The organism is Paenibacillus mangrovi, from assembly GCF_022898935.1.
In the GTDB taxonomy this organism is placed as follows: domain Bacteria; phylum Bacillota; class Bacilli; order Paenibacillales; family Paenibacillaceae; genus Paenibacillus_AQ; species Paenibacillus_AQ mangrovi.
The window spans coordinates 108139-121099 of record NZ_JALIRP010000011.1 but is presented as its reverse complement, the minus strand read 5'-3'; the positions used below and the strand labels follow the sequence as shown (position 1 = coordinate 121099).

Genomic DNA, 12961 nt, shown 5'->3' with positions numbered 1-12961 from the left:
CAAAATAAATTAAGCGCTTTATAGATTGTAAAAACGTAAAGGGAATCCATTATTACCATAACGATTCCCTTTGTTGTAGACCCAATAAAACTTTACCAGGTTACTTCTTATTCACTTGTGTATACATTTCATTAGCTTCTTTCTCTAATTGCGCGCCGCCTAGTTCATTCCATTGCTTCACGAACACGTCAAAATCAGATACTGGCTTTGCTCCCGTAATGATCGAAATATATGTTTCATTTTTAAGCTTAACTAAATCCGCCCAATATTTCCCTGAAGAAGGCAATACGTCCGGTTTCCCGAACAAGTCAACCTTTGGCATGTTATACTTTTGGGCTATTTCAATCATTTCGGTATTCCATTTATCGGTAATTTCCGCAGCAAACTGGCGGGTGAATGGATTAAAAGAACCTCCGTCTCCAAGGCCTATTCCTAAACGTTTATCCACATTATCGTACGGTGGCAACAGTTTAGCTCCGCCAGCTTCCATTTTGGCCGCGTCTTTGTAATCCCAGTGTTCGCCTTGTTTACCGAGAGCAAGCTCCTGGAACCCTTGCTCAGTCATGTCCGTCGCTTCGATGATCTCCATAACCTTTTTCATCTTCTCGGGATCATCTTCCAGCTGCTTGCCGAACGCGATAATATTGCCGGCCGCTCCCCAAGCCCAGTCTCCTTGACCTCCCGGTCCTTGAGGCAATGGAGCAAATTCGATCTTCGATTCCGGGTTCGTCTGCTTGGCCAAACTGATCATGGAGCTTGCATTGGTTTCATCCAAATCCAGAAGGCCGCCGTAATCATAATAAGCGAGCTTGCCGGCAATAAACTTCTCTCTGTATTCTTTGCCCGTTACGAAGTCCGGATCAATATAACCCTTCTTGTACCAGTTCGCCAATTGAGTTAATGCGGCTTTGGCTTCCGGCTGAACGGCTCCATTGACGACTTTTCCGTCCTTCAACGTCCATTGCGGCGGAACGGTGCCGTAAGCAGGGAAAATTTGCTTAAATAATGCGAACCAAGCATTGTTCGGCGCACCGGAGGATAATCCGTATACTCCAATCTTCTTCAGCGCTTCGAAAGCGGTAGTCATCTCATCAATTGTGGCAGGAATTTTATCGATGCCTGCTTTCTTCAGTAAATCCGTTCTCCACTCCGCTTTGGCATTGAATCTTCCGCCCGGGTAGAACGTCGGAATCCCGTAATTTTTTCCATCATACAACGAATAATACCAACCTTGCTTTACATCTTTATCCAGAGTTTCTTTGTACTTAGGCATATTCTGGGCAATCGTATCCACCGGTACCTCGGCTAGCAGTCCCTGGGATGCGAACTTTTGCAAGCTTACTGGGTCCAATACCATCATAACATCAGGTATTTCGCCTCCTCCGAGCGTAATTTGCTGCTTCTGAGCATAATCCGCATAAGCAATAAGGTACGGTTTGATTTTTACGTTGTACTTCTCCTCGATCAATTTCTGGCCGTAGGAGTTCTCCTCCGTCAATTGCGGAACCATCCAGCTGATTTCAATCGGTTTCTCGGTAGAAGGCTGCGCGCTTTGAGTCGGTGCCGCTGACTGCGCGCTGCCTTGAGTCGATGTCGCCGGCTTCTCAGCTGACTGGGAACAGCCCGCCGCGACAGAAGTGGTAAGTAAGGCACCGAGTGTTACTAGAACTGCTTTGCGGTACTCTCTGAATTTCATTTGTAGCCCTCCTTTTATTTGTAAAATTTATATATTATGAAGGATCCCACATGTATAGTGGACATCCACATAATAACCGCGAGTCCGCTCGGCATGATCAATTTAACCTTTAACCGAGCCAAGCATAATGCCTTTAACGAAGAAGCGCTGAAGGAACGGATAGACCAGCAATATCGGTAAAGTAATAATCATGATCGTTGCCGATTTCAACGTGACAGGCGTATATAAGTTCAACTCTCTAGCCGGATCGATCGATAGAAGGAATGAATTACTCTCATCCAGTACCGTCCTGCGCAAAAACAACTGGAGCACTTCATGGCGAGGGCCTGAAGTATAGATCATAGCGTCAAACCAGGCATTCCAATGAAAGACGGCCGCCCATAAACCGACAACGGCTATCACCGGCGCCGACAATGGAAGAACGATCCGAATAAACACGATAAACTCATTAGCCCCATCCATCTTGGCCGATTCGATGAGCTCCGGATGAATCGATTGCATGAAGTTGCGCATGACGATGACATTGAACCCCGATACTGCGGGAGGCAATACCAACGCCCATATAGTATCGATCATGCCTAAGTTCTTAACTAAGAGATAGGTCGGAATCAATCCCCCATAGAACATGAGGCTGAACACCATCAGGAAAGTAATCTGTTTACGATGCGGAAAGGTTCGAACCGACAACGGATAAGCCGTCATTGCGGTCAATAACACTAGAAGGATTACGCCTACGAACGTTCTGAGCATCGTATTGCCGAATGCCCTGTACACCTCCATGTTACTAAGCACTTTCATATAGGAATTGAAGGTGACTTCCTTCGGAAAAAAATGCAATCCCGGCAAATTGGCCGCATGAGGCGTACTCAAAGAATAGGTCAATACATTCATAAAGGGATAGATCGTACTTAACGCAAGCAATAATAGAAAGCATACATTAAACACATCGAATATTTTCTCTCCAACTGTTCTGTGATTCATGTCCGTACCTCCTACCATAACCCTTGATCTTTGTCATACAGCTTCACCAATCGGTTGGCGGAGATGACTAATATTAACCCGACGATCGAGGAGAACAATCCTGCAGCCGTCCCCAGTTCATAATCCATGGAAAGTAGTCTCCGAAGCACATAGGTATCAAGAATATCCGCTACTTCCATTGTGGGCGCTGTAGTCAAGTTGTAGATTTGATCAAAGCCGACATTCAGGAAGTTCCCTATGCTTAGCAGCAACATCGTAATGATGGTAGGCATGAGGGAAGGAATCGTGATGTGCCTGATTTGTTGCCATCGGCTGGCACCATCTACAATGCCGGCTTCATACAACGTAGGGTCAATGCCTGATAAGGCGGCAAAGTATATGATGGAGCTCCAGCCTACGGTTGCCCAAATATCCGTCAGTACGACCAGTCCATAGAATTTGTTTGGATCCGATACCCAATTGATGGATTCGAAGCCCAACATTTTTACTACCTGATTCAAGGCACCGTCTGTACTTAAAAAGGTGAAGAGCACACTCGCCAAAATGACCCAAGAGAAGAAGTGTGGCAAGTAAGTAACGGTCTGGATGGTGCGCTTAAACCAGGATTTGCGTACCTCATTCAATAGGATCGCCAATACTATTGGCGCTGGAAAGACGAATACGTATTTCAGAACCGCAATGATCCCCGTATTTCGAAGCGCTTTCAAGAAACCGGGACCGCTAACTAAGCGATGGAAGTTTTCCAAGCCTGCCCATGGACTGGACCACACACCTTCTAGGATTCTGTAGTTTTTAAACGCGATCAGAATCCCATAAATAGGTACATAACGAAACAGAATAAATAGCAAGAAGCCTGGAAGGAACATTAGAATTAATGCCCTGTGTGATTTGTATGATTTCAATAGTTGGCTCATTTTCTCCCTCCTTTTGTCTGTAGAATCTGGATTAAATGTAACGTTGAACGCGATTTTAATGCAATTACCAATAATTCGGTTTACCTCCATTCCACATATAGATGCTCCGCTAATGACAAAAAGGAGGGCTAGAAGCCCTCCAAGGATTTTAATGCGATTATCAATTTTTCGGAGCCCGCCATTATCAGGCTTCCAGTGAATGTAAGCGTTGACACTATACGGTCTCGGAGTTAGTATTAATTTTAAATATCAGGAATGGCTGATAAGCCGAAAGAGGAAGATACATGAGTCTATCGCAATTATCACATTGGAAGCAATGGGCCGGTCGGCAGTGGCTTGCGATTATTTTATTGCTATCCTTGATTCCTATACTGTTTTTCGGCACTATTCTGTATTGGATAGGCTCCCGAATTGTAGAGGAAGAAGTGGAGCGTTCCTCCCAGCATTCGATCATTCAGATGAAGGACCAAATGGATCTGCTAACCAATCAAATCGAGGAGTTCTCTAATCAGTTTTCCTTGCAAACGAACGTAACGGAACTACTTAATATAGGAGCCAGCCCTTCGATCGGTTCTCTTCCTTTGACGGTCACTTTAATCAATGATCTGTCCAACTTTGCTTTTTTATTAAAATCCGTAGATTCCATCTATTTATACCATGTAGCCCAAGATACGGTTATTTATCAAAGCGGAGTAGCTTCCTTCAACAGTTCTGCATTTCCGGATACCAACTGGCTGAACGAAGTTAAGAGGACTGCGGCGACCGGAAAGAAAAGCTTTTGGATCGCTCCCCGTCCTATCGTCAAATTCGCAGACAGTCCGCCCGGAAAAACCGTTTCGTACATCCGTATCCTTCCTTATCTTAATAACGAAATGAAAGCCGTACTGATTATAAATATTAAAGAGTCTTATTTACGCCAGCTTCTTGGAAACTTCCCGTTAGACTCAGATGAAGCTTTAATGATCTTCAATGAGAATAACCAACTAATTACGGCGACCGGTGCTTATAAGGATCTTAGCGAGGAAAATATAAAAAGCATAACCTCTTTATGGAATGACAACGACAAAACGTCATCCACTATTCGGATTCGCAACCCAGATTCGTTCGTTACCTACAGTCACTCGGATAAAAATCATTGGACATATGCCTTAATGGTTCCTGCCGACACTCCAAATAAAAGCGTCCAATCCTTGAAGAGCATCATTATTATTACCACAATCGTTTTTTCTTTGCTTGCGTTAATTACCTCCTATCTCAGCTTTCAAAGAATTCAAAATGGGGTACGCCACATTGTGAAGCTATTAAATCGAAGCAATGGCGATAACAGCTCTGAAGAATCAACGGCAAGCCGATCCTTTGATCTGAAGATCGATCAGATTGAACAACGAATTGCGAAGCTGATGGAGGAAAACCACGATTACAAGCAAAAGCATCTCGAACAAAACGCGGTAATGCGTAACAACTATTTACACTCCCTCTTGCTAGGGCAAATCGAAGATGGAGCGGATGGGGAGGCGGAACATCAGCCACAACTGCCGAGTTCTTTCACTCATCCCCATTATTCAGTATTTATTATCGAGATGGATGCTGTTAAATCCGGATGCCCGTTTAAGGAAAGGGACGAACCGCTTTTCTTATTCGCAGCTGCCAATATCGCTCAAGAGCTTCTAAGCGAAATAATTCCTATCGAGACCGTCCTTATTCCGAGACACGCCGTTGCGATCCTGAATTTACCTGAAAGCTTTACGGAACGGAATTTGCAGGATGCCGCTGAAACGTTAAGGCAAACGATTCTGAAAATATTGAAGCACTCCGTCACGTTATCGGTCGGTCGGAAGGCATATTCCCTCCAGGAGTTGCCGGACGCCTATAACGAAGCAGGGCTGACTCTGCAACGGCACTGGCTTGGCGACGGCAATGAAGTCATTTTACCGGGTGGGACTATTCGCGAAGAAGCCGTTATTGCTCATTATCCAGTAATTTGGGAAGATCGGCTTTTCAGGCAAATACGTTCGGGAGACAAGCAAGGAGCCAGGGAGGCTCTGAATCAATTTCATGAAGATCTGCAAGCGCAGAATATCCCTTTTAGCCAAATGAAAACATTTTGCTTGCAGCTTCTTGTTTCCGCCATTCGAATATTCGGTAATGAACGCGATATGATGGACAGCAGGAGGTTATATGATGAATTTATGCGCTTGAACAACCGGAACGAGATGTCGGATTGGATGTTTCAGGTTTTTGCCGATTCTTTGCCGCAATTGATCGAGAAGATGAATAAAAGACAGAAAGAGGATATTGAAGGCAAAATGTTTCAGATCATTGAGAACAGATATGCTCAAGACCTGTCTTTGCAAAAGATTGCAGACGAATGCGGTGTTAGTACGTCGTATCTCAGTGAGTTGTTTAAAAATCGCGTAGGAATCACATTTATCCAGTACGTTACGAATTATCGAGTTGAGAAAGCGAAGCACCTGCTTCTAAACACAGAGCTGAATATAGCTCAGATTTCTAATGCGGTAGGATATTCAAACGCCCCCCAGCTGATCCGGGTTTTTAAAAAGGCGACCAGTACCACGCCGGGAGATTTCCGTGCAAACCAAAAAGGCCCGTCCGAATGATTGTAAAAGTGGATGTTTAGCAAAAAAACCGTCAAGTACATGGATTGTTGTACTTAACGGTTTTTTGCAAATTTTACAGTCATTTGAACCAGCCCTTCTCTTTAAAACGCGTAATTGCTTCCACCCGGTTCGTGACTTGGAGTTTATCGAGAATGACGGAAATGTAGTTCCTCACGGTACCTTGCGTGATATGCAATTGACTGGCAATTTCCTTCGTGTTTCTCCCATCCGCGATCAGTCCGATGACGTCCTTCTCCCGCTGGGTCAGCGGATTTTCCTCTCCAGAGGCATCATCTACCAGCTCCGAAGCATAGATTCGCCTTCCTGCCATGATACTCCGTATGGATTCCGCCAATTCCTCACTAGGGCTGTCCTTCAGCAAATATCCATTCGCTCCGGCTTTAATAGCCCGTTCGAAATATCCGAACCGCGCAAAAGTCGTCAGGATCATCACTTTGCAGCCGCTGCCCTTCAGCTCCTCGGCAGCCTCAAGTCCGCTCTTCCCTGGCATCTCAATATCCATAATACAAATATCCGGCTTCAACTGGCGAACCAGCTTCACGGCATCCTCACCGTTGCTTGCTTGGCCCACGACCTGCATATCCTCTTCCAAATTAACCAGCGAAGCAAGCGCGCCAAGCACCATCCGCTGGTCTTCAGCGATTACAATTCGAATCACAGTACCACCTCCTTATTCGGGTGTTTCACGATGTTCGGCACTTTTATGATAATCTTCGTTCCAGGGTCTTGGTTCGAAGCCACCTCCATGCTGCCGTTCACGAATTCCAGCCGTTCTTTCATTCCGCGCAGTCCGCTCCCTCTGACCAGAAGCGAATCCCCTCCCATACCAATTCCATTATCTATAATTTGAATCGTCAGCTCCGTTGTTGACGAATCGATGATGATCGAGCAGACCGTAGCATTGCTGTGCTTGACCACGTTCGTTACCGCTTCCTTCAAACACATGCTGAGCACATTTTCTACCAGAAGCGATGTGTTGCTTAGAATCGGGTCTCCCGTCAGCATGAATTCAATCTCCGCTGCCTTCAGGATCTGTTTGATGCGGAACATCTCATCCTCCAGGCGCGTGCCGCGCATTTTCGTAACCATATCCCGCACCTCATTGAGAGCGTTTCTGGCCGTTTGACGCACATCGTTGATCTCGGCCTCCGCCTGGGCCGGGTTAGTCCTCATTAATCTGCCGGCCAAATCACTCTTTAGCCCGATAAGGGAAAGCTTCTGTCCCAGCGTATCATGCAGATCACGGGCGATTCTCTGACGTTCCTCCAGCTTCACCAGCTCGGAAATCCGTTTGTTAGCGTCCTCCAGCTGTATCTCAAGTTTTTCCCGCTTGTTCCGGTAGTATGTGGTAACGGGCAGCAGAATCACTGCTATGAGACTGATCAGCACAAACGGGATTTGCGCAATCATAACAGGATCTTTTGTAACGTAGCCATAGTTAATCGTTGCGATCGTCGTGACAAGATGAAGGGTATACAGTACCACAAATCCAACCCGATGATGGATATTGCCGATAAAGAACGCGACGAAGAGCGCGAAATATACGTAACCGAAAAGCAGCGTCATCGCGATCGAGATCAGCATCTGAATGGATGTCCAAAAGTACACCATCCAGCCCTTAGAGACAAAGGACAGCACATAGCATCCAAAAAAGGCCAGAATCATCAGAACGCCAAACACCGCATGAACCATTGACGAAGATCGAAAAATGAAATAAAAAGGGAGAATATAAAAGACGACCCACACATAGGGACTAAGTCCAGTGCTCCTGTGGAAAATTTGATACCATTTCTGCAAGGCGGTTCCTCCATGGCATGCTATCGATAGGTTACGTTTATTTTATCATAATCGGTGACGGGAGGTTATTCCCCTTGTATGCTTGCCCTTGGGCTTGGCATGGGTTTCGTTTCGTGTTTAGCTTTTTGAATGGAACTTTTGAACTGCTTGAAGCTAATGAAAGCCTTGTTCTGCTCGTCCCACAGACGAAATTTCAAAGAAACCAAGCTCGTAAGCAGCGTAATCGTCGTGGCCTTCTGCAGCGGCGGCGTTGAATTATGCGCCTTCTCCAGGTTGTAATTAGGAACCTTCGGGCTCAGATGATGAACATGATGAAAGCCAATGTTACCTGTTAACCATTGTAACAATTTTGGCAGCTTATAATACGAGCTTCCTTCCACCGCCGCCTTCACGTAGCTCCATTCTTCTTCATTTTCGAAATAAGAATCCTCAAACTGATGCTGTACATAGAATAACCAGATTCCGAGCATCCCGGAAACGAATATAATGGGAAGCTGAATCATCATAAATGCCTGCCATCCAACAGCCCAGCAGAGCAATGCATACAGGATTGCGATCGAAGCATTCATCACATAAGTGTTGAGGCGTTCCTTCCGCTTCGCTCCTTTGCGGTTAAAACGGTATGACAGCACAAACACGAAAATCGGTCCAAGACCAAGCATGACCACAGGATTGCGATAGAAACGGTAAGCCATGCGACGCATAAAAGGTGCAGCGGCATATTCGTTCACCGTCATCACCCACATATCGCCGATACCTCGTTTATCCAGGTTGCTGCTAGTAGCATGATGAATGGAATGCGTGTTCTTCCACTGCTGATACGGAACCAGCGTGAGGACACCCGTAATGTTACCCAGGATTTCATTCGCCAGCCGGTTCTGAAAGAATGAGTAATGACAGCAGTCGTGGAATATGATGAACGTCCGGATCACGAACCCCGATGCAATAATCAGAATGGGAAGGGTAATCCAATACGATACAGACAAGCTTAAATATGCGGAGTACCAGAGTAATAACACTGGGCCAATCGTTGATACGATCTGCCAGATGCTCGACTTCGTATTGCTTTTTTCAAAGGGAGTCATCTCTCTTCTTAAATTCTTTACTTTCGATTCCGTCGTCATTATGTCTTCCTCCCTGAGTGGATGCATGGAAACCGCCACGGCATATCCATGAACGTCTTCTATTCTCAGTATAGGAAACAACCTGTTGCCCGGGTAGTCATGAACATCAGGTAGGGAGTATGACAAATGTCATATAGGCGATTGCGAATCCATGCTGAATGCTTTTCGTTCAAACTGCTTGCTGTGAAGATCGGTATAAACCCCGTTTTTCAGCAAAAGTTCCTCATGATTTCCTTCTTCAATAATGGCTCCATCCTTCACGACCAGAATTTTATCGGCGGCCATGATCGTGGAGAGGCGGTGAGCGATCACGATGCTGGTTTTGTCCTGCAGTAGGAGATGCATCGCTCTTTGAATATAATATTCCGATGCCGTGTCCAGCGATGAAGTGGCCTCATCCATAATAATGACGGACGGGTTTTTCAATAGTACTCTCGCAATGGAAATTCTCTGTTTCTCGCCTCCGGACAGCTTGATTCCCCGATTCCCGACGACCGTGTCGTAACCATCCGGAAGTTCCATGATAAAATCATGAATATACGCCGCTTTGCAGGCTTTGACCATATCCTCCTCGCTTGCTTCGCTGCCGGCGTACAGCAAATTCTCCCTGATCGTCCCGTTGAACAGATAGCTATCCTGGGTGACGAGACCAATCTGTGAGCGCAGGGATTCCAGCGTCATGTCGCGAATATCCGTTCCTCCGATTCGGATGCTTCCGGAATCGATCTCGTAAAGCCGCGGAATCAGGTTGGTGATGGTCGTTTTTCCGGCTCCGCTCGGGCCGACGAGGGCGGTCATCGTGCCTGAGGCCGCGGTGAACGAAATGTCCTCCAGGGCCTGTTTATCCTTCTGATACGCAAAACATACGTCTTCGAAAACGATATCCTGTTTGGTCAACTCCACCGCCTGGGCATCAGGGCGATTAACAATCCCCGGCTTCATATCAAAATAATCAAAAATACGTTCAAACAGCGCAACCGATCTTTTAATATCCACATACAGATTCGTCATCTGACCAAAAGGACCGTAAATCCGGCTCAGCAGCGCCACAAAACTAATAATCGCTCCGACGGTAATTTCCCCATGGATAAACAGATAACCTCCGTAGAGATAAATAAGCATCGGTCCCAGGCTCGTAAAAGTAGACAAAATCATCATGAACCAGCGGCCGGCCATGGATTCCCGGATCTGAAGCCGTGCCGATTCCCCGTTAATGATTCTGAAGCTGTCATATTCCTTCTCTTCCCGCGTGAACAGCTTCATTAACAAATAACCGCTGATGCTCAGCGTTTCCTGAATGATATGGTTCTGTTCAGACATCTTTTCCTGCGTCTGCTTGGCCAGCTTCCATCGCACGTTGCCCATTTTTCTTGTTGGTATGATAAACAACGGCACGATCAATATGCCAATGATGGCAAGCTTCCAGTTCATGATGACAAGCGTGGCGACCGTGGTGGAAAGCACGAACAGATTGCTGGCAAAATTGATCACCGTACTATTGAAAACGCCCTGAATGCCTGAAATATCGCTCGTCATCCGGGTAATGACTTCCCCCTGCTTGACGGCGGAGAAAAACTGCAGCGGCATCCGCTGCAAATGGGTGTACATCTGATTTTTCATATCGTAAACGATGCTTTGAGAGATAAATGAATTTAAATAGCTCTGCCATACGCCCAGCAGTCCTGCCACGACCGTGGTTCCCAGCGAAATCAGCACCAGCTCCACCAGAAGTTTCATATTTTTGTCCGGAAGCGCATGATCGACGATCCGCTGAATTAGAATGGGCGGCAACAGCCCCAATAAAGACGAAACCAACAGTATAAACAGCACAAGCATGGTCTGTTTCCAATACGGCTTGAAATAATTGAAAATGCGCAGCAGCATGGCCTTCGAAATATTGGGCTTCTGCTGGCCGTCATCGAATTTCATCCGGCCAAAGCCCGCACCCGGCATGCCTCCCCCATACATTTTGGACATGGGTCATCCCCCTATGATTATGAATTGTTTGATCATCTATTGACTTGATAATAAGGTACCTGTATGATGCCGGAAATGTGGTCGGATAGCAGAGATGAAAAATGTGATTTTTTCGTGATTTTATAGAAAAAGGCTCCCTCGCGGGAGCCTTTAAAATATTGATATTACAGGGTTTTAGTCCCCTTATTACATCATGCCGCCCATACCGCCCATGCCGCCCATATCAGGCATGCCTGGCTTTTCTGGTTCTGGCTTGTCGGCAATGACTGCCTCGGTAGTCAGGAACATAGCCGCTACGGAAGCCGCGTTTTGCAAAGCAGAACGGGTTACTTTCGCAGGGTCAACGATTCCAGCTTCAAACATGTTTACCCACTCGTCAGTCGCAGCGTTGTAGCCTACGCCAACTTCTTCTTTTTTCAGACGTTCCACGATGACGGAACCTTCTTGGCCAGCGTTAGCTGCGATGGTGCGGATTGGCTCTTCCAGAGCGCGGAGAACGATGTTCACGCCTGTTCTTTCGTCGCCAGTCACGTCTACAGCAGCAACGGCATTGTATACGTTCACGAGGGCAGTACCACCACCGGAAACGATACCTTCTTCAACCGCAGCGCGGGTTGCGTTCAGGGCGTCTTCGATGCGCAGTTTGCGCTCTTTCAGTTCAGTTTCGGTTGCAGCGCCAACTTTGACAACCGCTACGCCGCCAGCCAGTTTAGCCAGACGCTCTTGCAGTTTTTCTTTGTCGAACTCGGAAGTTGTTTCTTCCAGCTGCGCACGGATTTGGTTCACACGAGCTGTGATATCGGATTTGTCGCCACTTCCGTCCACAATGGTCGTGTTTTCTTTGGTTACGCGCACTTGACGTGCGTTACCCAATTGATCGATGGTAGCGCTCTTCAGATCAAGACCGAGCTTCTCAGTGATCACTTGGCCGCCAGTCAGGGCAGCGATATCCTGCAGCATAGCTTCACGACGATCACCGAAGCCAGGAGCTTTAACGGCAACAGCGTTGAATGTTCCGCGCAGTTTGTTCACAACCAGCATAGCTTGAGCTTCGCCTTCGATGTCTTCAGCGATGATCACAAGCGGTCTACCTTGTTGAACGATTTTTTCAAGCAATGGCAAGATTTCTTGCGTTGTGGAGATTTTCTTGTCGGTGATCAGGATGTATGGATTGTCCAGAACGGCTTCCATTTTGTCCGTATCGGTGATCATGTAAGGAGATACATAACCGCGGTCGAACTGCATGCCTTCCACGACTTCCATCTCGGTGTTGAATCCGCGGGATTCTTCGACTGTGATAACGCCGTCGTTGCCCACTTTTTCCATCGCTTCAGCGATCAGTTGGCCCACTTCTTCGTCAGCAGCGGAGATTGCAGCGACTTGAGCGATTTTTTGGTTATCGTTAACCGCGATCGCGATGTTTTTCAGTTCAGCAACAGCTGCTTTAACCGCTTTGTCGATACCTTTGCGGACAACCATAGGGTTAGCGCCTGCAGTTACGTTTTTCAGACCTTCGCGGATCATGGCTTGAGCCAGAACTGTTGCAGTCGTTGTACCGTCACCGGCAACATCGTTCGTCTTGGTAGCTACTTCTTTAACGAGCTGAGCGCCCATGTTTTCAAAAGCGTCTTCCAGTTCGATTTCTTTTGCGATCGTCACACCGTCATTAGTAATGAGCGGGCTGCCGAATTTTTTCTCAAGAACGACGTTGCGGCCTTTAGGTCCGAGCGTCACTTTTACAGCGTTAGCCAAAGCGTCTACACCACGCAGCATGGAGCGGCGTGCATCTTCACTGAAACGGATATCTTTTGCCATGTTGATAAAAACCTCCCA

At 46.7% G+C, this 12961-nt stretch carries 9 protein-coding genes; 1 reads left to right on the top strand and 8 read right to left on the bottom strand.

Annotated elements, in window-relative coordinates:
• Positions 1-100: 100 nt before the first annotated feature.
• The 3 genes from MUG84_RS22345 to MUG84_RS22335 form a co-directional block, all read right to left on the bottom strand.
• Positions 101-1696, bottom strand: coding sequence for an extracellular solute-binding protein (locus MUG84_RS22345; RefSeq protein ID WP_244729098.1), 1596 nt, complete (start codon positions 1694-1696; stop codon positions 101-103).
• A gap of 102 nt (positions 1697-1798) precedes the next feature.
• Positions 1799-2677, bottom strand: a complete 879-nt coding sequence (locus MUG84_RS22340) for a carbohydrate ABC transporter permease (RefSeq protein ID WP_244729095.1) — start codon at positions 2675-2677, stop codon at positions 1799-1801.
• Positions 2678-2688: 11 nt separating this feature from the next.
• A complete protein-coding gene (locus MUG84_RS22335; protein WP_244729093.1) occupies positions 2689-3591 on the bottom strand; it encodes an ABC transporter permease in 903 nt (300 codons plus the stop codon).
• A gap of 284 nt (positions 3592-3875) precedes the next feature.
• On the opposite strand from MUG84_RS22335, the gene MUG84_RS22330 reads away from it, so the two are divergent.
• The gene (locus MUG84_RS22330) at positions 3876-6209 is read left to right on the top strand and encodes an AraC family transcriptional regulator (RefSeq protein WP_244729091.1); all 2334 of its coding nucleotides are present in this window, start codon (positions 3876-3878) and stop codon (positions 6207-6209) included.
• Positions 6210-6288: 79 nt separating this feature from the next.
• Here the strand turns inward: MUG84_RS22330 and MUG84_RS22325 are convergent, their stop codons facing one another.
• The 5 genes from MUG84_RS22325 to groL form a co-directional block, all read right to left on the bottom strand.
• On the bottom strand, positions 6289-6888 hold the full coding sequence (locus MUG84_RS22325) for a response regulator transcription factor (RefSeq protein WP_244729089.1): 600 nt from the start codon (positions 6886-6888) through the stop codon (positions 6289-6291).
• Positions 6885-8027: a sensor histidine kinase gene (locus MUG84_RS22320; protein ID WP_244729087.1), complete on the bottom strand. Its 1143-nt coding sequence runs from the start codon at positions 8025-8027 to the stop codon at positions 6885-6887. The genes MUG84_RS22325 and MUG84_RS22320 overlap by 4 nt, the downstream gene beginning before the upstream one ends.
• 65 nt (positions 8028-8092) lie before the next feature.
• On the bottom strand, positions 8093-9151 hold the full coding sequence (desA, locus tag MUG84_RS22315; RefSeq protein WP_244729084.1) for a Delta(5) desaturase DesA: 1059 nt from the start codon (positions 9149-9151) through the stop codon (positions 8093-8095).
• Positions 9152-9280: 129 nt separating this feature from the next.
• Positions 9281-11128, bottom strand: coding sequence for an ABC transporter ATP-binding protein (locus MUG84_RS22310; RefSeq protein ID WP_244729082.1), 1848 nt, complete (start codon positions 11126-11128; stop codon positions 9281-9283).
• A 186-nt stretch (positions 11129-11314) separates the two neighbouring features.
• Positions 11315-12943 (bottom strand): chaperonin GroEL, encoded by a 1629-nt coding sequence (gene groL / locus MUG84_RS22305; protein ID WP_244729080.1) that lies wholly within the window; start codon positions 12941-12943, stop codon positions 11315-11317.
• Between the last annotated feature and the right edge of the window lie 18 nt (positions 12944-12961).

Coding starts and splice junctions, on each gene's coding strand:
- MUG84_RS22345 (WP_244729098.1), bottom strand. CDS start 1,696: ATGAAATTCAGAGAGTACCGCAAAGCAGTTCTAGTAACACTCGGTGCC.
- MUG84_RS22340 (WP_244729095.1), bottom strand. CDS start 2,677: ATGAATCACAGAACAGTTGGAGAGAAAATATTCGATGTGTTTAATGTA.
- MUG84_RS22335 (WP_244729093.1), bottom strand. CDS start 3,591: ATGAGCCAACTATTGAAATCATACAAATCACACAGGGCATTAATTCTA.
- MUG84_RS22330 (WP_244729091.1), top strand. CDS start 3,876: ATGAGTCTATCGCAATTATCACATTGGAAGCAATGGGCCGGTCGGCAG.
- desA (WP_244729084.1), bottom strand. CDS start 9,151: ATGACGACGGAATCGAAAGTAAAGAATTTAAGAAGAGAGATGACTCCC.
- MUG84_RS22310 (WP_244729082.1), bottom strand. CDS start 11,128: ATGTCCAAAATGTATGGGGGAGGCATGCCGGGTGCGGGCTTTGGCCGG.
- groL (WP_244729080.1), bottom strand. CDS start 12,943: ATGGCAAAAGATATCCGTTTCAGTGAAGATGCACGCCGCTCCATGCTG.